Source organism: Nonomuraea sp. AD125B, from assembly GCF_041402765.1.
Lineage (GTDB): Bacteria > Actinomycetota > Actinomycetes > Streptosporangiales > Streptosporangiaceae > Nonomuraea > Nonomuraea bangladeshensis.
In genome coordinates, this window is record NZ_JBGLOU010000007.1 from 131,212 (window position 1) to 149,563 (window position 18,352).

The 18,352-nt window shown below is 71.8% G+C and carries 16 protein-coding genes; 8 read left to right on the plus strand and 8 right to left on the minus strand.

The genetic code is table 11. The features are described 5' to 3' along the window. Together ACBR40_RS19970 and ACBR40_RS19975 are read left to right on the plus strand one after the other, a co-directional pair. Positions 1–3,969: an Ig-like domain-containing protein gene (locus tag ACBR40_RS19970; protein WP_371249684.1), complete on the plus strand. Its 3,969-nt coding sequence runs from the start codon at positions 1–3 to the stop codon at positions 3,967–3,969. Positions 3,970–4,064: 95 nt separating this feature from the next. After that, positions 4,065–6,119 (plus strand): sensor histidine kinase, encoded by a 2,055-nt coding sequence (locus ACBR40_RS19975; protein ID WP_371249685.1) that lies wholly within the window; start codon positions 4,065–4,067, stop codon positions 6,117–6,119. Between the two features lie 35 nt (positions 6,120–6,154). Here ACBR40_RS19975 and ACBR40_RS19980 read toward each other — a convergent pair whose 3' ends face one another. Both ACBR40_RS19980 and ACBR40_RS19985 read right to left on the minus strand, forming a co-directional pair. Beyond that, positions 6,155–7,765, minus strand: coding sequence for a cellulase family glycosylhydrolase (locus ACBR40_RS19980; protein WP_371249686.1), 1,611 nt, complete (start codon positions 7,763–7,765; stop codon positions 6,155–6,157). Positions 7,766–7,876: 111 nt separating this feature from the next. Beyond that, the gene (locus ACBR40_RS19985) at positions 7,877–8,533 is read right to left on the minus strand and encodes a TetR family transcriptional regulator (RefSeq protein ID WP_371249687.1); all 657 of its coding nucleotides are present in this window, start codon (positions 8,531–8,533) and stop codon (positions 7,877–7,879) included. 95 nt (positions 8,534–8,628) lie between these two features. Between ACBR40_RS19985 and ACBR40_RS19990 the strand changes: the two genes are divergently transcribed. From ACBR40_RS19990 to ACBR40_RS20000, 3 genes are read left to right on the plus strand one after another with little or no spacing between them, the layout of a single operon-like run. Continuing rightward, complete coding sequence (locus ACBR40_RS19990) at positions 8,629–9,078, plus strand: (2Fe-2S)-binding protein (RefSeq protein WP_371249898.1); 450 nt, start codon at positions 8,629–8,631, stop codon at positions 9,076–9,078. Beyond that, complete coding sequence (locus ACBR40_RS19995) at positions 9,075–10,154, plus strand: xanthine dehydrogenase family protein subunit M (protein WP_371249688.1); 1,080 nt, start codon at positions 9,075–9,077, stop codon at positions 10,152–10,154. The genes ACBR40_RS19990 and ACBR40_RS19995 overlap by 4 nt, the downstream gene beginning before the upstream one ends. Next, on the plus strand, positions 10,151–12,346 hold the full coding sequence (locus ACBR40_RS20000) for a xanthine dehydrogenase family protein molybdopterin-binding subunit (RefSeq protein ID WP_371249689.1): 2,196 nt from the start codon (positions 10,151–10,153) through the stop codon (positions 12,344–12,346). The genes ACBR40_RS19995 and ACBR40_RS20000 overlap by 4 nt, the downstream gene beginning before the upstream one ends. Positions 12,347–12,362: 16 nt before the next feature. Here the strand turns inward: ACBR40_RS20000 and ACBR40_RS20005 are convergent, their stop codons facing one another. Both ACBR40_RS20005 and ACBR40_RS20010 read right to left on the minus strand, forming a co-directional pair. Further along, on the minus strand, positions 12,363–12,992 hold the full coding sequence (locus tag ACBR40_RS20005) for a 1,4-alpha-glucan branching protein (protein ID WP_371249690.1): 630 nt from the start codon (positions 12,990–12,992) through the stop codon (positions 12,363–12,365). 207 nt (positions 12,993–13,199) lie between these two features. Further along, positions 13,200–13,763 carry a TetR/AcrR family transcriptional regulator gene (locus ACBR40_RS20010; RefSeq protein ID WP_371249691.1) on the minus strand — a complete coding sequence of 188 codons (564 nt, stop codon included), beginning with the start codon at positions 13,761–13,763 and terminating at the stop codon, positions 13,200–13,202. A gap of 88 nt (positions 13,764–13,851) precedes the next feature. On the opposite strand from ACBR40_RS20010, the gene ACBR40_RS20015 reads away from it, so the two are divergent. After that, positions 13,852–14,301: a DUF1348 family protein gene (locus ACBR40_RS20015; protein ID WP_371249692.1), complete on the plus strand. Its 450-nt coding sequence runs from the start codon at positions 13,852–13,854 to the stop codon at positions 14,299–14,301. Between the two features lie 70 nt (positions 14,302–14,371). Here ACBR40_RS20015 and ACBR40_RS20020 read toward each other — a convergent pair whose 3' ends face one another. Next, entirely contained in the window at positions 14,372–15,349 is a 978-nt protein-coding gene (locus tag ACBR40_RS20020) for a zinc-binding dehydrogenase (protein WP_371249693.1), read from the minus strand. Between the two features lie 150 nt (positions 15,350–15,499). Between ACBR40_RS20020 and ACBR40_RS20025 the strand changes: the two genes are divergently transcribed. Further along, on the plus strand, positions 15,500–16,222 hold the full coding sequence (locus ACBR40_RS20025; RefSeq protein WP_371249694.1) for a hypothetical protein: 723 nt from the start codon (positions 15,500–15,502) through the stop codon (positions 16,220–16,222). Between the two features lie 50 nt (positions 16,223–16,272). Here ACBR40_RS20025 and ACBR40_RS20030 read toward each other — a convergent pair whose 3' ends face one another. From ACBR40_RS20030 to ACBR40_RS20040, 3 genes are all read right to left on the minus strand, one after another. After that, positions 16,273–17,382: an ROK family protein gene (locus ACBR40_RS20030; RefSeq protein ID WP_371249695.1), complete on the minus strand. Its 1,110-nt coding sequence runs from the start codon at positions 17,380–17,382 to the stop codon at positions 16,273–16,275. A gap of 78 nt (positions 17,383–17,460) precedes the next feature. After that, positions 17,461–17,751 carry a hypothetical protein gene (locus ACBR40_RS20035; protein WP_371249696.1) on the minus strand — a complete coding sequence of 97 codons (291 nt, stop codon included), beginning with the start codon at positions 17,749–17,751 and terminating at the stop codon, positions 17,461–17,463. Continuing rightward, positions 17,748–17,930, minus strand: a complete 183-nt coding sequence (locus ACBR40_RS20040; RefSeq protein WP_371249697.1) for a hypothetical protein — start codon at positions 17,928–17,930, stop codon at positions 17,748–17,750. The genes ACBR40_RS20035 and ACBR40_RS20040 overlap by 4 nt, the downstream gene beginning before the upstream one ends. 170 nt (positions 17,931–18,100) lie before the next feature. On the opposite strand from ACBR40_RS20040, the gene ACBR40_RS20045 reads away from it, so the two are divergent. Next, entirely contained in the window at positions 18,101–18,352 is a 252-nt protein-coding gene (locus ACBR40_RS20045) for a GntR family transcriptional regulator (RefSeq protein ID WP_371249698.1), read from the plus strand.

An 18,352-nucleotide genomic window follows, 5' to 3' on the forward strand; every position in this document is an offset into this window, starting at 1 on the left:
ATGCGGAAGATGGCGCTGCTCACCGTGCTGGCGCTCACGGTCTCGCTCATGACCTCCCCCGCGGCGGCGGCCCCCGACCTGGGGATGCCGGTGTTCACGGGCGACGACCCGGTGCCCGACGAGCCGGTCGGGTACGACCCCCGGCGGATGATGAAGGCGATCTACGCCAAGGAGAAGGGCGGCGACTCGTACTGGATCGACCGGATGCTCGCCCGGCCGGGGGACGACCCGGCGGGGACGTGGCTGATGTCGCGCGGGCGGGCGCTGTTCATGAAGACGCACGACCCGGCGAAGATCGGGTTCGGCGGGGCGGTCGCGTACTGGGAGAGCATCGACGACCGGGACGCCTACACCGTCTCGCTGGGCACGGCGCTCGCCGAGGACGTGCCGAAGCGGCTGCAGATGCCGAGCCACTGGAGCGGCGTCTACGCCGGTGACGGCCTGTCGGTCGGCGTCAAGAAGTTCGTCACCGCCGAGAACGTGGCCGTCACCACCCTGGAGATCACCAACACCGGCACGGCCGCGCGGACCGTCCCGGTCACCGTGACCTCGCCGTACGCGCGGACCGCCGACGGCGAGCGCGAGCTGACCGGCGTCGTCGCGGCCAAGAACAAGCTGACCACGATCTTCCCGAGGCTGAGCGGCGACGGGCTCAAGGCGGCCGGCGGCGAGCTCAAGGGCACGCTCACGGTCGGCCCCGGCCGGACCGTCCGCACGAAGGTGCAGATGGGCTTCGTCACCGAGGAGCTGCCGGGCTCGCGGGCCGAGTACGACGCCTACCGGGACCGCTCGCCGCAGCAGGCGCTGCGCCGCCAGCTCCAGGACTACAACGCCTGGTGGGCGGAGAACCTGCCGTACATCGACGTGCCCGACGAGAACATCAAGAAGTTCGTCTACTACCGCTGGTGGCTGATGCGCTTCAACTTCCTCGACGCCGACATCCCGGGCAACGACTTCCAGTTCCCGACGTCGGTCGAGGGCGCGCTCGGCTACAACAACGCGATCGTGCTGACCGTGCCGATGTTCGTGCAGGACCTGAAGTACCTGCGCGACCCGATCTACTCGTACGGGCCGTGGGTGTCGGCGGGCGAGGTCTCGCGCAACTCGAAGTACACCGACAACCCGGGCGACCCGGAGAACTGGTCGAACAGCTACACGCAGTACATCTCGGCCGCTGCCCTGGAGAGCTACCAGATCCACGGCGGGCAGCCCGCGATCCTGCGCAACCTGGCCCGCTACGCGGAGAAGGACGTGCGCGGCCAGCTCGCCGCCTACGACTCCAACGGCAACGGCGTCATCGAGTACGACTGGGAGGCGATGACCGGCAACGACGCCGACGCCGTCTCCTTCCACTACTACGACCGGGCCAACGAGCGGCTGGAGGGCGCCTACGTCCACGCCAACGCGATGGCGGCGGCGCAGGCGTACGAGCTGAGCGGCGACCAGGCGAAGGCCGCCGAGCTGCGCGCCGTGGCCGACAAGGTGAAGAACGGCATCCTCACCCTGCTCTGGGACGAGCAGGACAAGCTGTTCAAGCACCGCGACCTGCAGACCGGCAACCTCATCCCCTGGAAGGAGTCCAACAACTACATCCCGTTCGCGACCGGCCTGGTGCCCGCCGACGACCCGAAGTACCGGGAGGCGCTGCGGCTGTGGGCCGACCCGGCGGAGTACCCGATCTTCCCGGCGTACACCGCCAACCAGAAGGACAAGGCCGAGGCGGCCGCCCAGGGCAAGCCGGGCTCGAACAACTTCTCGCAGATCAACTCGACGCGGAACTTCGCGCTGTTCTCGAAGGCGCTGCGCGAGTACGCCTCGCCGTACCTGACGGCCGCACAGTACAAGCAGCTCCTCTACTGGAACGCCTGGTCGCAGTACGTCGGCGGCGACACCCGCTACCCCGACGCCAACGAGTTCTGGGCGGACTGGAAGCCGGACACCAAGACGATCGGCTACCGCTCCTGGATCCACCACACGATCCTGGGCAGCAGCAACTGGACGGTCATCGAGGACGCCATGGGCCTGCGCCCGCGCTCGGACGGCAAGGTCGAGCTGTGGCCGGTGGACATCGGCTGGGACCACTTCACCGTCAACGGCGTCGACTACCGGGGCGACGACCTCACCATCGTCTGGGACAAGCCCGGCGACGGGACCACACACTACGCGGGCGTGCCCGAGGGCTACTCGATCCTCGTGAACGGCAAGCGCAAGGTCACCCTGCCGGAGCTCAAGCACGCGATCTGGGACCCGCGCACCGGCCAGGTCGAGGGCGCCGTCGCCACGCACGCGGAGAAGGCCCCGTCCATGAAGGCGCCGACCCAGGTGGAGCTGGAAGGCGAGCGCGTCACCGACCTGTTCCAGAAGGCCGGCGTGGACCTGCGCTCCACCCGGCCCAACCTGGTCGCCTCGGCCACCGCCGCCTCCGGCGACGCGACCGGGGCCGCCGACGGGTTCACGATCAACGAGCCGTACTGGGGCGGCGGCGAGTGGCTGGAGACCGACCTCGGCGGGCGGCGCAAGGTGGACCTGGTCAGGCTCTACTTCTACGCCGACCGCAAGCGCTACGCCGAGCCCGCGGTCTACCGCGTCCAGTACCAGGACGACGCCGGCGCCTGGAAGGACGTGCCCGGCCAGGCGCGCACCCCCGCCTACCCACGGGCGAACCTCAACGAGGTGCGCTTCCCGACGATCACCACCGCGAAGCTGCGGGTGCTGCCTACCGCCCGTCCGGGGCAGGCGGCCGGGCTGAAGGAGGTGCAGGCGTACCTGACCGGTCAGGGGGCCCGCCCGGCGGCCAACCGGGCGCCGTCCGTGCTGGCGGTGCCCGACACCGCCTTCAACCGGCCGGGCCAGGTCAGGATCGAGGCCGTGGTCGAGGACGACGGGCTGCCGTCGGGGACGCTCACCACCCAGTGGTCCAAGGTCGACGGGCCGGGAGAGGCGTTCTTCGCCGAGCCGGCCGGGACGACCACCGTGGTCGCGTTCTCGGAGCCGGGGACGTACACGCTGAAGCTGACCGCGAGCGACGGCGCGAAGAGCGCCGCCGCGAGCGTCACCGTCACCGCCACCGCGCAGGGCGAGCGGGCGAACGTGGCCCCCTACGCCACGCCGACCGCCTCCTACACCTCGCCGTGGGAGAAGGTCACCGCGATCAACGACGGCATCGACCCGCCGAGCTCGAACGACGCCGCGAACCCGCGCTGGGGCACCTGGCCGCAGCAGGGCACGCAGTGGGTCCAGCTCGACTGGCCCGAGCCGGTCCGGCTGGACCAGGCCGAGGTGTACTTCTTCGACGACGGCGGCGGCGTGCGGGTGCCCGCCTCCTGGCAGCTCCAGTACTGGAACGGGACCGCCTTCGCCGACATCCCGGGCACGTACCCGGTGGCCGCCGACGCCTACAACGCGGTCTCCTTCGACGCGGTCACCACCTCGCGCCTGCGCGTGCGGATGGAGGCCGGCGGGGCCTCGGTCGGGCTGCTGGAGGTCAAGGCGTACGCGGTGCCGCCCGACGCGGTCCGCCCGGTGCACGTCCCCACCCTGGCGGGCGTGCTGCCGGAGCTGCCCGCCACGGTCGAGACCACGTACGCGGACGGCGGGCGCGGCCGGGCCCCGGTCACCTGGCAGCAGGTCACGCCCGCCCAGGTCGCCACCGGCGGCCGGAGCTTCACCGTCGCCGGGCTCGCCGAGGGCGTGCGCGGGGCGGTCGAGGCCACCGTGCACGTCCGGGTCAACGCCGCCGTGACCGTCACCTCGATCGCGGAGGAGAGCGTGACCACGCGTGCCGGGGTCGCGCCCGCCCTGCCCGGCACCGTGCTCGCGACCTTCAACGACGGCTCTAAGGACAGCTCGGTGCCGGTGACCTGGGAGGCGATCGACCCCGACACGTACGCCAGGCCCGGCACGTTCACCGTGACAGGCCAGGTCCAGGGGACGACCTTGCCGGCGAAGGCGGCGATCACCGTCCAGTAGCGCCTATATTGTCCTGGCCCTATGGGTTCATGGGGCCAGGGCATAATGCGTTCTGCCCGGACCCCTCCTGCCGGGTCCGGAGGACGGAGGGCACAGTGAGCGGCCGACCCACCGACGACATCGAGAAGGCCGACCTCGGGAAGGCCACGCCCGCGCGGCTGGTCGCGATGATCATGGCCGCCGTCTCGCCGGTGCTCGGCGTCGCGTCCTGGCTGGTGTGGGCCGGGATGCCGGACGCGTGGACGCCGGCGCTCACCGCCTCCCCGCAGTCGGCGGTCGCGCTGACCTTCCCCGCCGTGGGCGCGTTCCTCATCGTGCACCGGCCGCGGCTCAACATGGCCTGGCTCATGTGCGTCGGCGGGTTCGCGGCGGCGGTCAGCGACCTGTCGGACGCTCTGATGCTGCGCGCCGCCGCCTCGGGCGACCTGGCACTCGCCGGCTGGATGCGGTTACCGGCGAACGTCGGGTGGGCGGTGTGCGGGCTGACGCTCACCATGCTGCTGCCGCTGTACTCGCCCGACGGGCGGCTGCCGTCCCCGCGCTGGCGGGCGGCGCTGCTGCTCGGCTGGGCGTCGATCACGCTCACACTGGTCCGCAACACCTTCAAGGAGCCGCCGCCGGCGGCGGGCTACCTCTTCCCGGAGGTCATCCCCAATCCGCTGGCCGTGCCGGCGCTCACGCCCTATCTCGACACGCTGGGGGTGGTCGGCTGGACCGGCATCTACCTCGCCATGGCGCTGGCCGCGCTCTCGCTGGCGGTGCGGCTGCGCGGGGCCGACCCGGTGCTGCGGCGGCAGATCGGCTGGCCGCTGCTGGCCTTCACCGGCTACATCATCTTCCTGGTCGTCGCGGCCTTCACCCAGAAGTTCCTGTGGGTGGCGATCGTGTGGGCGGCGGTCATCCCGTTCGCGGTGGCGTTCTCGGTGATGCGCTACCGGCTCTACGGCATCGACACGGTGATCAGCCGCACCTTCGTGGCGGCCGGCGTGGTGGCCGTGGTCAGCGCGGTCTACTTCGGCGCGGGCGCGCTGTCCAGCCTGGTGGTCTCCGGCTACGGCCAGGTCGCCGGGGTGGCCGCCGCGCTGTTCGCCGGGGCGTTCTTCCAGCCGCTGCGCCGCCTGCTCCAGCGGGTCGTGGACCGGATGCTGTACGGGTCCGTCGGCGACCCCGCCCTGCTCGCCGAGCGCCTCACCCAGGCCGTACGCCGCGGCGACCCGGCCAACGCGCTCACCGCCGTGGTCGGCGTGCTGCGCGACGGGCTCGCGGTCGAGGGCGTGGCCGTCGAGGTGGCCGACGGTGAGCCCCGTTACGTCGAGAGCGGCCGGGTCGGCGACAGCCCGCGCGAGGTGCCGCTCGTCTGGCACGGGGAGCGGGTGGGGCGGCTGCTCGTCGGGCCGCCGGGGCCGCGCAGGTTCCCGGCCGCGCACAACGAGCGGGTGCTGACCACGCTCACCCCGTACGCGGCCGACGTGGCCCACGCCGTCCGCATGGCCGCCGACCTGCAGCGTTCCCGCGAGCGCATCCTCACCACGCGCGAGGAGGAGCGCCGCCGCCTGCGCCGCGACCTGCACGACGGGCTCGGCCAGACCCTGTCGGCCATGGCGATGACCATCAACATGGCCAGGCTCAGCCTCACCGACTCCCCGGACACCGCCGACGAGCTGCTGCGCGAGCTGCACACCGGCATGGCCGCCGTCACCGGCGACATCCGCGAACTGGTCTACGGCCTGCGCCCGCCCGCGCTCGACGACCTCGGCCTGGCCCGCGCCGTACGCGACCTCGCCGAGCGCTCGTCGCCGGGCATCGCGGTCGAGGCGGAGGTCGAGGGCGACCTGAGCCGGCTGCCCGCCGCCGTCGAGGTGGCCGTCTACCGGATCGTCCAGGAGGCCCTGACGAACGTCCGCAAGCACGCGGCGGCCTCCAGCGCCCGGGTGGTGCTCCAGCGGGAGCGGTCGGGGCTGCGGGTGCTCGTGTCCGACGACGGCAAGGGGCTGCCCGAGTCCGTACGGTCGGGCGTCGGGCTCGGGTCGATGCGCGAGCGGGCGGCCGAGCTGGGCGGCATCTGCGTGGTGAGCGGCGAGCCGGGCGGGGGCACCCGGGTCGAGGTGATGTTCCCGCTGCTCACCGCTCCTTCCGAGGCTTTGGCGTGAGCCGGTCCTCGCCCGATGGCGAGGACCGGCCACGTTCAGGAGGCCGCGCAGGTGTAGGAGGAGACCGTCGCGGTGTTGCCGCCGGGACGGGCCACCTGGAAGCCGAAGCCGGCCGAGCCGTTCGGGGCCAGGTTGCCGTTGTAGCCCGCGTTCTTGGCCGTGACCGTCTGGCCGCTGACGCTCACCGTGGCGTTCCACGAGCCGGCGAGGGTGTGGCCGGCGGGCAGGGTGAAGGTGACCGTCCAGCTGGTGGTGGCCGAGGTGCCGGTGTTGGTCACCGTGACCGGCTGCACCACGTAGCCGCCGCCCCACTGGCTCTGCACCGTCCCGGCCGCCGTGCAGCCGCCGCTCGGGCCGCCGCCCTGCTGGGTGGTGAACGTGGTCGTCGCGGAGGCCGCGGAGGTGTTGCCGGCGACGTCGCGGGCGCGTACGTACACCTGGTACTGCGTGGCGGCGGACAGTCCGGTCAGCGTGATCGAGTTGGTCGCCGACGTCCCGAGCAGCGGGTCGGTCGCGCCCTGCTCGCGGTAGACGTCGTAGCCCGCCACGCCCGAGCCGCCGGTGTCGGTGGAGGCCGTCCAGGACAGGGTGGCGCCGGAGGAGGTGACGTTCGCGGCCGACGGCGTGCCCGGCGTGGTCGGCGGGGTCGTGTCGGTGCTGCCGCCGCTGAAGAACGTGGCCTCGCGCGAGGTGGACGCGATGCCGTTCGCGCCGTTGAAGATGCGCTGGCCCCAGGAGGTGAGCTGGGCGGGGTCGAAGTTGGTGACCATGTCGAGGTACTCGACGCCGCCGCCGTTGCCGCTCCACGACCAGCCGATGTAGCCGAGGGCCCGCTGCTGGGCCTGGGCCATGATGGTGTCCTCGTCGGGGTTGCCGTCGGAGTGGTTGAAGCCGAACTCGCCGATGATCAGCGGCAGGCCCGCGCTCTGGAAGGCGTCGAGATAGGCGGTGATCTCGGCGGCCGTGTCGAAGACGCCGTACATGTGGATGGCGAAGACGGTGTTGTGCTGCGGGTCGGCGGCGGCCACGGTGGCGGCGTTGTCCCGCATGGTGAACTGCCAGTCCTGGCCCCAGTTCGGCGCGTCCACGACGAGCAGGTGCTGGAAGCCGAGGGTGCGCATCCGGGCGATGGCCGAGGAGGTGGCGCTGGTCCAGCCGGAGACGTTGTTGTTGCCGTACGGCTCGTTGCCGATGTTGATGATGATGAAGTCCTCGGTGCCGGTGAGCGCGCTCTTCACGCTGTTCCAGTAGGTGACGGCCTGGTCCAGCGTGTACGCGCCGCTCTGCTCGCCGTAGCCCGTGGTGTCGTGGTTTTCGAGCACGCAGATTAACCGGTTCTGCCTGCACAGCGAGACGACGTTGGCCACGTCGGAGGCGGCGTTCGGCGTCCACCGGCCGCCGCTCAGCACCACGCGGACGGTGTTGGCCTTCAGCGCCTTGATGTTGGCGAAGGAGCTCGTCTGGCTCGTGTACCACGTGTGCGCGTGACTGACGCCGCGCATCACGAACGCGTTCCCGTTGGCTTCCACGATCTTGGTGCCGCTGACCCGCAGCCCGACCGCGGCGTGCGCGGGGGCAGGGGCGGCGAGCATCGAGACGAGGAGCGACAGGAACGCCGCCGCCACGAGCCCGATGGGTTTCCTCATGGGGGTCCCTTCTCCAGTGTTAACCGGTTAGGCACACCGTGCTGGGAAACCGCCGTCATGTACAGCAATCGGCCGCCGCGGCGGCGAATGCGCTGGACGCCGCTGAAACTTTCAGCTCTCCCGCAGCGCGGGCAGCCCGGCCGCGATGGCGCGCAGCCCGCGCACGAGCGTCGGCACGAACGGCGGGCACGAGGCGGCCAGCTCGGGGTCCTGGGCGTAGACCTGGAGCAGGACGGGGGAGGGGTTGGCGGCCGGGTGGAGCACCCCGGCCAGGCCCGCGGCGGCCGCGGCGAGTTCGAGCCCTTCGGTCGGGGTGAGGCCGGCGGCGGGCGCGATGCGGGCGCCGAGCTCGGTCACGGTGTCGACCACGGTGCGCTTGAAGGCGTGCGCGGCCGGGACGGAGACGTTGTGCTCCAGGCTGGTGGAGGTGTTGCCGAGCAGGTCGCAGAAGAGGGGACGGGCGGCGAGCGTCTCGGCCAGCGCCGTGACGACCGCGTCGGGGTCCGTGGTCTCCGGAAGGCGTGCCGTGACCGCCTCCGCCCAGGCGCGCCACTCCTCGGCGGCGAGCTGGAGGTAGATTTCCTCGCGGGTGCCGAAATAACGCACGATGTTGGACTTCGCCAGGCCGACCGCCTCTGCGACCGCCCCCAGGCTGACCGTGCGCACGCCGGAGGCGGCGGCGAGCTCGCGGGCGGCGTCGAGGATCGCCTGCCGCCGCTGCTCCTTGTGCTCAGGCCGCCTGGCCCGGAGGAATGCCGATCGCGTCATGTCGCTGCCAGCATACTGGCGGCACTTAAAAGAACAACGTTCTCTTGTTAGGCGGACACTGTTCTGTTAGCGTCCCCGTCGTGACCGAGATACGGATGCGGGTGAACGGCGCCGAGGAGAAGCTGGACGCCGACCCCTGGGTGAGCCTCGCCGACCTGCTGCGCGACCGCCTGGGCCTGACCGGGGTGAAGAAGGGCTGCGACCAGGGCGCGTGCGGCGCGTGCACGGTCCTCGCCGACGGCGTGCGGATCAACTCCTGTCTGGCCCTCGCCGTCCAGTACGACGGCAAGGAGATCACCACGATCGAAGGGGTGACCCCGCACCCCCTCCAGGAGGCGTTCGTCCGCCACGACGGGCTCCAGTGCGGCTACTGCACCCCGGGCCAGATCTGCTCGGCCATCGGCATGCTGGCCGAGCACGCCGCCTCCGGCGCGGACCCCGCCGCGCTCGACGAGGCCGAGATCAGGGAGCGCATGAGCGGCAACCTGTGCCGCTGCGGCGCCTACAACGGCATCGTGGACGCGATCAAGGACGTGACCCGATGAGACCCTTCGCCTACCTCAAGCCCGCCGACGTGGACGAGGCCGTGCTGGCCGTGGCCGCCGACCCCGGCGCCCGCTTCCTCGGCGGCGGCACCAACCTGGTGGACCTCATGCGCGAGGGCATCGAGCGCCCCGCCACCGTCGTGGACCTCACCGCGCTGCCCCTCGACGAGGTGCACGACCTGCCCGGCGGCGGCCTGCGGGTCGGCGCCCTCGTACGCAACAGCGCCCTGGCCGCCGACCGCCGCGTGGCCGCCCGCTTCCCGATGCTCTCCCAGGCCATCCTGGCGGGCGCGTCGGCGCAGCTGCGCAACATGGCCACCGTGGGCGGCAACCTGCTGCAGCGCACCCGCTGCCCGTACTTCTACGACCGCGAGTCGGCCTGCAACAAGCGCGAGCCCGGAGCCGGGTGCGACGCCATCGGCGGCTTCAACCGCTCCCACGCCGTGCTCGGCGGCAGCGACAGCTGCATCGCCACCCACCCGTCGGACATGTGCGTGGCGCTCGCCGCGCTCGACGCCGTCGTGGAGGCCCGCAGCGTGCGCGGCGTCCGGCGGATCCCGATCGCCGAGTTCCACCTGCCGCCCGGCGACACCCCGCACGTCGAGACCGCGCTGGCCGCCGACGAGCTGATCACGGCGGTCGAGCTGCCGCCCTCGCCGGTCGCCGCCCGCTCCCGCTACCGCAAGGTGCGCGACCGGGCGTCGTACGCGTTCGCGCTGGTCTCCGTGGCCGCCGCACTGGAGGTCACGGACGGCGTCGTCACCGACGTGCGCCTGGCGCTGGGCGGCGTGGCCACCACGCCGTGGCGGGCCAGGGAGGCCGAGCGGCTGCTGCTCGGCGGGCCCGCGAGCGAGGAGGCGTACCGGCGGGCCGCCGAGGCCGAGCTGGCGCCCGCCGACGTACGGCCCGGCAACGCGTTCAAGACCGGCCTGGCCCGCGCGACCGTCGTGGCCACGCTGCGCGACCTGGGGGAAGGGCTGGGGGAGGGGATCGCCGGGGTGCCGCGCGACCTGACCGACGAGGAGGGGATCGCCCGGATGCCGCGCGACCTGACCGACGAGGAGGGGACGGCATGACCACGACCGAGACCGAGCGCGCGACCGCCCCGGCCGCCTACGTCGGCAAGCCCGTCGACCGCGTCGACGGCCGGGCCAAGGTCACCGGCGAGGCCCGCTTCGCCGCCGAGCACCACTACCCCGACCTGGCCCACGCCGCCCTCGTCCACGCCTCCGTCGCGCGCGGCCGGATCACCGCGATCGACACGGCGGAGGCCAGGGCCGTGCCCGGCGTGATCGACGTCCTCACCCACGAGAACGCCCCGGCCATGAAGCCGCCGCCGAAGTTCACGCCGCTCGACCTCAGCACGTTCGTCTCGGCCACGTCCGTCAACTACCTCGCGACGGACGAGGTGCACTGGAACGGCCAGCCGGTCGCCGTCGTCGTCGCCGAGACCCCGCAGGCCGCCCGGCACGCCGCCGCCCTCGTCCGGCCGGTCTACCAGGAGCTGCCCGCCGTCCTCGACTTCGCCGCCGAGGAGCCGAACGCCGTGCCGCAGAAGGGCAACCTGCTGCAGGAGAGCGAGGCCGACAAGGGCGACGCCGAGGCCGCGCTGAAGGCCGCGCCGGTCACGGTGGACCTGCGTTTCACCACGCCGCCCTACCACCACAACGCCCTGGAGCCGCACGCCACGACCGCCGTCTGGGACGGCGACCGGCTCACCGTGCACGAGGGCACCCAGAACATCGCCTGGCTGCGCAAGCACCTGGCGACCCGGTTCGGCGTGCCGGAAAGTGGCGTCCGGGTGCTGGCGCCGTACGTGGGCGGCGGGTTCGGCGGCAAGGCCATGGTGTGGGCGGGGACACTGCTCGCCGTGCTGGCCGCGCGGGCCGTCGGCCGCCCCGTACGCCTCGCGCTCAGCCGCGCGGCCGTCTACCACACGGTCGGCGGGCGCACCCCCAGCACGCAGCGGGTCGCGCTCGGCGCGGACGCCGACGGGCGGTTGACCGCGATCGTGCACACCAGCGTCTCCAGGACCGGGCGGATCGGCGGCATGCCCGAGCCGATCACCGCCGCCACCCGCCACCTCTACGCCGCCCCGAACATCCATCTGCGTCAGCACGTCGTCGAGCTCGACCTGCTGGCGAACACCGCCATGCGCGCCCCCGGCGAGGCCATCGGCACGTTCGCCATCGAGTCCGCGATGGACGAGCTGGCCTGGGAGCTCGGCCTCGACCCCGTCGAGCTGCGGCTGCGCAACGAGCCTGACCGTAATCCGGTGGACGGCAAGCGGTTCTCGCGGCGGCTGCTGCGGGAGGCGTACGCGCTCGGAGCCGAACGCTTCGGCTGGCGCGACCGCGACCCGCGCGCCGGGGCGACGCGGGACGGGCGGTGGCTGGTCGGGATGGGCGTCGCGACGGCCTACCACCCGGCGATGGTGCTGCCCGCGAACGTGAGCGTCCGGCTCGGCGCGGACGGCCGGGTCGTGGTGCGCTGCGGGCTGCAGGAGATGGGGATGGGCGCGGCCACCGTCCAGGCCCAGATCGCCGCCGACGAGCTGGGCGTGCCCCTGGAGTCGGTGCGGGTCGAGTACGGCGACTCCTCGCTCCCTGACGCGCCCGGCGCGGGCGGCTCGACACAGACCGCCAGCGTCGCGGCCGGGGTCGTGGCCGCCTGCGCCAAGCTGAAGCGGACGGTGCGGCGGCTGGGCCGGGGCGCTCCAGGAACGTACGCGGAGATCCTGGCCCGGGCCGGCCGTGACCATGTCACCGCCGAGGTGAAGGCCAACATGCCCGTGTTCATGATCCGGACGCTGCTGGAGCGGCGGCGGCTCGTGAAGGCGGCCTGCGGGGTGCACTTCTGCGAGGTGCGGGTGGACCGGGACACCGGCGAGATCCGGGTGTCGCGGTGGCTCGGGGTGTTCGACGTGGGCCGGATCGTCAACGCCAAGACGGCCGCCAGCCAGCTCCGGGGCGGGATCGTCATGGGGCTTGGGATGGCGCTGTCGGAGGAGACGCTGGTCGATCCGCGTACCGGCCGGATCATGAACCCGAGCCTCGCCGACTACCACGTGCCCGTGCACGCCGACGTGCCGCACATCGACGTGCACTATCTGGACGAGCCGGACCCGACCATGCCGCTGGGGCTGGTGGGGATCGGGGAGGTCAGCATCGCGGGGGTGGCGGCGGCGGTCGCGAACGCGGTCCGCCACGCCACCGGGGTGCGCGTCCTCGACCTGCCGATCACCCTCGACAAGGTGTTGCCGCGCTGAGACCCGCCCGGCCTGCTCAGGCCGGGCGCAGGACGGCGAACAGGCCGCGCCCCCGTACGCCGTCCGGCAGGGTCCAGGCGCCGGCGACGTGCCCGATCGCCTCCTCGGGGGCGTCGGCCGGCCCCAGCACCCGCTGCAGCCGCAGGACCGTGCCGTCCGCCGCCTTCAGCTCGGTGCCCTCGTCGTCGTTCCACACGGTCGGGAAACGAGGAAGGACGTCGCCGCTGAAGGCACGGCTGACCTCCTGGTCGACGGTGTCGCTGACGTTCTGGTCCTGGGCCTGCACCCGGCCCTCGATCAGGGCCGCGAACTGGGCGAGCAGGACCGGGTCGTGGCAGCCGTCGTACGCCCAGCGCCGCCCCAGCACGCCGTGTTCCATGGTGCCGACCAGGGCGTCCTCGGCTCCGTCCAGTGGGGCGCCGCGGTAGGTGAGCGGCACGAAATAGGCGACCGGACGCGCGCCCGAGGTGTCGGCGACGACCATGAACTCCATCCCGACCTCGCCCTGCGGGTCGTCCAGCCGGAATCCACCGGCCTTGACCAGGCTCGGCACGCCATCGCCTCGATACCAGGGGCGGGTGGGCAGCCAGGCGGTGAGCAGTTCGAGTTTGGTGGGTTTGAGGGTGGTTTGGTGGATGACGGCCATGAACGGGGATTCTCGCATGATCGCCGATCCCGTCATGGCATCAGGGGCCCGTCCGGCATTCGGGGCGCTGTCGCCTCAGGGGCCCGTCCGGCATTCGGGGCGCTGTCGCCTCAGCGCCCCGTCCGACGCCGAGCGCGCTATCGCCCCGGGGCCCCGTCCGATGCCGAGTGCGCTGTCGCCCCGGGGCCTCGTCTGACGCCGAGCGTGCTATCGCCCCGGGGTCCCGTCCGCCGCCATGATCGCGGAGGCGGCCAGGCCCGCCGCACGGGCCGCCGTGGCCGCCGCTTCGCGCGGGCTCACCATGGCGACCGCGGTGGCCCCGTCGATCAGCACGAGAAGCTGCTCGGCCACCAGCCCGGGATCCGCCGCCCCGCCCTCGACGGCCAGCCCGCGCAGGTACGCGCGCAGCCGCTCCTTGTGCCGCCGCACCACCTCCCGTACGGCGTCGGACTCCACCCCGAGCTCCCCATAGGCGTTGACGAACCCGCACCCGCGAAAGTCGTCCTCCCCGAACCACCGCTCCAGCCACTCGAACACCGCCGTGACCGGGTCGGGCCGCCCGGCCACGTACCCGGTGAGCGAGGACATCCAGCGCTCGTCCCGCCGCTTCAGGTACGCCACCACCAGCGCCTCCTTCGAGGGATAGCACTGGTAGAGCCGCTTCAGCGACACGCCGGAGGCGGCCCGGACCTCGTCCATGCCGACGGCGCGCACGCCACGCCGGTAGAACAGGTCCGCAGCCGCGGTGAGAACGCGTTCCGCGTGTTCCATGACCGGGGCTCCTTGCCTTGGAGAACGAGCGTTCTCTACGATACGGGAGAACGTTCGTTCTCCGCTTGTCGTGCGCCAAGGAGGCCCCATGACCCGCCCGCCCGTCCCGCCGTTCACCGAGGAGACCGCCCGGATCAAGGTCCAGGCCGCCGAGGACGCCTGGAACACCCGCGACCCCGACCGCGTCGCGCTCGCGTACACGGAGGACTCCGTCTGGCGCAACCGCGACGAGTTCCTCCAGGGCCGCGACGAGATCAGGGCGTTCCTAAGCCGCAAATGGGACCGCGAGCTGGACTACGCGCTGCGCAAGGAGCTGTGGGCGGTGTCCGGCGACCGCATCGCCGTACGTTTCCAGTACGAGAGCCGCGACCCCTCCGGCCAGTGGTGGCGCAGCTACGGCAACGAGCAGTGGGAGTTCGACGAGAACGGGCTGATGCGGCGGCGCGAGGCCAGCATCAACGACGTACGCATCGAGGAGTCAGAACGCCGCATCCTCGGCCCCCGCCAGGACCCCGAGCCGCCGCTGCCGCTCGCGTGACGCGACCCGGGCCGCGACCCCGCCGCGACTCCGAGCTGCCGCTGCCGCTGCCGCTGCCGCGGCCCGCCGATCACCGCGCGGGGCGGACCGCCAGCAGCGACTTGCCCACCGTCGTCCGCGCGGCCAGCGCGCGATGCGCGTCGGCCGCCCGTTCAAGCGGATAGGCGGCGCCGACGGCCGGCCGCAACCGCCCCTCCGCACCCAGGCGCAGTGCCCGCTCCAGCCCTTCGCGGGCGACCTCCGGCGCGGGCGGGCCCTCCATGAGCGGGAAGAACAGCCGCACGCCCCGGCGCTCGGCCGCCTCCTGGTCGGGTGACGCGAAACCTTCGCCGGTCCCGTACGTGACGAACCGCCCGCCGTCCGCCACCGCCTCCCGGGCCGCAGTCGTGCCGAGGGCTCCGCCCGCCCCGTCGTACACCAGCGCCGCCCCGCCCCCGGTGATCTCCCGTACCCGCTCGGCCCACCCGGGCCGCGTGTAATCGACGCCCGCCTCAGCCCCCAGCTCCTTCGCCAGCGCCAGCTTGTCGCCGCTCGACGCGGCCGCCACCACCCGCGCCCCCGCATCGGCGGCGAGCTGCACCAGCAACGACCCCGCCCCACCGGCCGCCGCCGACACCAGCACCCATTCCCCCTCCTCGGGCACGCCCAGGTCGGCCATGCCGAGCGCCGTCACGCCGTCGTGCACGAGGGCCGCCGCCGGCTCGTACGCCAGCCCGTCCGGAATCGCGACGATCTCCTCGATCCCGGCGACGACCCGCTCGGCGTACCCCGTGGACGTCCGCGCGACCACCCGCCGCCCGACCCACGCCGGATCCACCCCGTCGCCGACCTCCAGCACCTCACCCGCTCCGCCGCCGCCGGGCACGTACGGCAGCTCCCGCGGAAAGAACTCCTGCCCCCACCCGGCACGCAACAGCGTGTCCAGGAAGATCACATCCGCCACCGCCATCCCGACCACCACCTGCCCGGGCCCGGGCTCCGGATCGGGCACCTCCACAGGAACCAGCACCTCAGGCCCACCGAACGAGGCCACCTGAATCGCACGCACGAGGACGACCGCCTTTCATCGCGGGAGAAACCGTCCTCGCCAGTCTTCAACCTCAACCAAAGTCGAGGTCAACCCGACGCGCCCTGAGCCGCGGCGTCTTTCGGCAGGATGATGCCGGGAACCTCTCTCTCAGCCTGATCGTCCAAAGCTTTGGCAGCCGAGATGAGCGAAGGGCGCACCGAAGTGACCTATGGCATGCGGCTTGAGCAGGCCATCGCGGATTTGGAGCGCTGCGGCGGGGTCGAGGTCGAACGTCGGCCTCCGGCTCCGGACCTGACACCACAGCGGCTCGAACTGCTGGCGGACCCGGATCAGGTGTGCGAACGCATAGCCGCCGAGTGGGGTGTGGGGCTGCCCGACGTCCTGCGGCCCTACCATTTCGCGGCCGACGCGTACCATGCGGCCTGGGCCGCCACCGATGGAAGCGTGCACGGCGAGTTCTTCCTGCGCAACATCTACGACTGCCTGGTGGGCCGGCCGCACCCGGCGCTGGGGGAGGTGAATCTGCCGCCCGGCGACCGTAGTGTCCTCGCGACACTGAAGATCTTCGACGAGGCGCCGTTCGCCGGCGAGGGCGCCGTGGCCGGCCTGCGCATGCCCCCGAAGGGCGGCGAACCCCAGATCTGGTTCTACGTCACGACCCGGACCATGCTGCACCGGTTGCATCTGGACTACAGCACATATCTGGAGACACTGCTGGTGACCAAAGGCGCCTTCGGCTGGCAGTACCTGTTCGCCGACGTCGACCTCAGCGCCCCACGCCACCACGACACCGCCGAGAACCTGACCGCGATGCTCGAGGTCTTTCCCCGATCCTTTCCCGGACACGATTACGAACCGCTGCGCGCACGCCTGCGGGAACGCCTGGGCTAGAGGGCGCTTCTTCTGCTTAGTAGATGGGGGAGCGATGGCTTCCCGCCGTTTCAAGCCGAGGCGACACCCGGTCCGGCTGGATCGCCGGGACCGCCTGGATCGCCGGGAACGCCTGGAGCCGTACCGGCCAGGCCGAACAGCGGCCGCAGCACCTCGCGCGCAGCGATCGCCGCCCCCCTCGCCCCTGCCATGTCCAAATCCGGCACCAGCGCGAACACCGCCGCCTCCCGCTGCTCGACCCGGAGCGCGGTGTACGCCCGCACCCGCCCCAGCAGCCAGTCCCGGAACCGCGCCCCGGCCGCCACGACACCCCCGCCCAGGAAGTACGCGTGCGGATCGGTGAAATTGGCCGCGATCGTGAACAACATCCCCAGAGCCTTGGCCTGCTGCTCGAACACGCTCAACGCCAGCGGATCCTCACGCTCGGCGTACCCGCGCAAAGCCTTGGCCGCCACCGCTAACGGCTCAGCCGCGAGCGGATGACCCGGATACCGCCCGAGCCAGTAGGGCAGCAAATTCTTCTCGATCCCCGTCAGCGAAGCCAAACTCTCGACATCACACACATTGCCGCAATTGCACTCCGGCAGCGCCTGCCCATCCTCCAACACCTCGCCCGACGGAAGCGGAATGTGCCCAAGCTCCCCAGCCATCCCCGCCGCCCCCCGCACGACCTGCCCCGACTCGACCACCCCACCGCCGAGCCCCGTTCCGACGATCGCCGACACCGACGACCGCCGCCCCGCCTCCTCCGCCCCAAAATAGGCGTGATGGGCGTACAGCGCCGCCGCATTGGCGTCATTGCTGTACACGACCGGCACCTGCAGCAAATCCTCCAGCGCCGTACGAATATCGAACCCGGCCCACTCCGGATGCAGAAAGTTCGTCGACCCACGCGACGAGATGACCCCGTACGCACTGGCCGGCCCCGGCGTATCCAACCCAACCCCCACCACGGCCGCCCGCCGTACGTCTGCGACCTCCAGCACCCGCTCCATCGCCTCGGCAAGCGCCCGCAACGCCACCTTCGGCCCTTCCCGCACCCGACTCGGCGACTCGACCATCCCCGGAACGAGGAACCGGCCCGCGTCATCGAGAACGGTGGCGTTGTTGGCGTTCCCCCCGTTGTCGAGCCCAACGACGAACCACGACCCGGAGCCCACACCCACCCCTCCCCCCAGCCGACCCTCCTCTCAGCATCGCCGCGCCCCGTCACACCAGCAAGAGCCCCTACCTGACTCTCATCGCGCCTGTCCCCACAGGATCCGATGAAAGGTGTCCAGGGCGCTCGTCGTGCTCATCCAGGCCGTTTCGTGAACCGTCCCCTGTATCCGATCGGTCCGCCGTACGAATCCCTGGCCGGCGATGTGACAGAGCTCGTACACGATGCCCCTGCACTCACACGTGTGCGCCACCACACGAACGCGCGACGTACGGCTGCCGGGCACATACCAGTTGAGAACGAGATGACCAGGCTTCGGCCGCTCATCGTGCTGCCCGTGGTAGTCGGCGAACTCGTCCCACTGGATCACCGGGTCCTCCCCTCGAAGATCGCAGCGAGGTTCTGGAGCGCGACCTCAACCCGCGCGAGCACCAACGCCTGTACGTGATCTCCACCCGCTGGCAGTCGATAGCCGTGCTTTTCGAGCACGGCTTGAACCTCGGCGGCCAGCAGAGGCGAGAACCGCAGGTCTGTGGTTGAGTTGCTCATGAATCGGACCTCCCGTGTCCGATTGACGGGCCCGTCTCGGCGCTGCATCGCCGGACGGGCCCTTCCTTTCTCCAACTGCCCAACCATACGTCTAGCCCGTACAGCCCGTCTAGCTCGTACAGCTCGTACCGCATGTAAGGCCCTGGAAGTACGTCCTTAACGTGCTGGGTATGACAGTTGACCAGCTTGACCCGACCCCGATCTATGAGCAGCTGGCGCGGATCATCAGGGAGCGAATCAAGGCAGGCGACTTGGAAGAACGGCAGACGGTGCCCTCCGAGGCCTCGTTGCAGCAGGAGCATGGGATCGCTCGTGGCTCAGTACGCCGTGCGATGGAACTCCTGCGCGAGGAAGGCTGGGTAGTCACCATCCAGGGCCGGGGAACATTCGTCGCGCCCCGGGAGCGCTGGCCGAAGGACTGA

Bases quoted from the DNA above. Each gene is read 5' to 3' on its own strand.
- ACBR40_RS20040 (WP_371249697.1), bottom strand. From the start codon at position 17,930: ATGAGCAACTCAACCACAGACCTGCGGTTCTCGCCTCTGCTGGCCGCC.
- ACBR40_RS19985 (WP_371249687.1), bottom strand. From the start codon at position 8,533: ATGACGCGATCGGCATTCCTCCGGGCCAGGCGGCCTGAGCACAAGGAG.
- ACBR40_RS20005 (WP_371249690.1), bottom strand. From the start codon at position 12,992: ATGGCCGTCATCCACCAAACCACCCTCAAACCCACCAAACTCGAACTG.
- ACBR40_RS20000 (WP_371249689.1), top strand. From the start codon at position 10,151: ATGACCACGACCGAGACCGAGCGCGCGACCGCCCCGGCCGCCTACGTC.
- ACBR40_RS20015 (WP_371249692.1), top strand. From the start codon at position 13,852: ATGACCCGCCCGCCCGTCCCGCCGTTCACCGAGGAGACCGCCCGGATC.
- ACBR40_RS19990 (WP_371249898.1), top strand. From the start codon at position 8,629: ATGCGGGTGAACGGCGCCGAGGAGAAGCTGGACGCCGACCCCTGGGTG.
- ACBR40_RS19995 (WP_371249688.1), top strand. From the start codon at position 9,075: ATGAGACCCTTCGCCTACCTCAAGCCCGCCGACGTGGACGAGGCCGTG.
- ACBR40_RS19980 (WP_371249686.1), bottom strand. From the start codon at position 7,765: ATGAGGAAACCCATCGGGCTCGTGGCGGCGGCGTTCCTGTCGCTCCTC.
- ACBR40_RS20045 (WP_371249698.1), top strand. From the start codon at position 18,101: ATGACAGTTGACCAGCTTGACCCGACCCCGATCTATGAGCAGCTGGCG.
- ACBR40_RS19970 (WP_371249684.1), top strand. From the start codon at position 1: ATGCGGAAGATGGCGCTGCTCACCGTGCTGGCGCTCACGGTCTCGCTC.
- ACBR40_RS20010 (WP_371249691.1), bottom strand. From the start codon at position 13,763: ATGGAACACGCGGAACGCGTTCTCACCGCGGCTGCGGACCTGTTCTAC.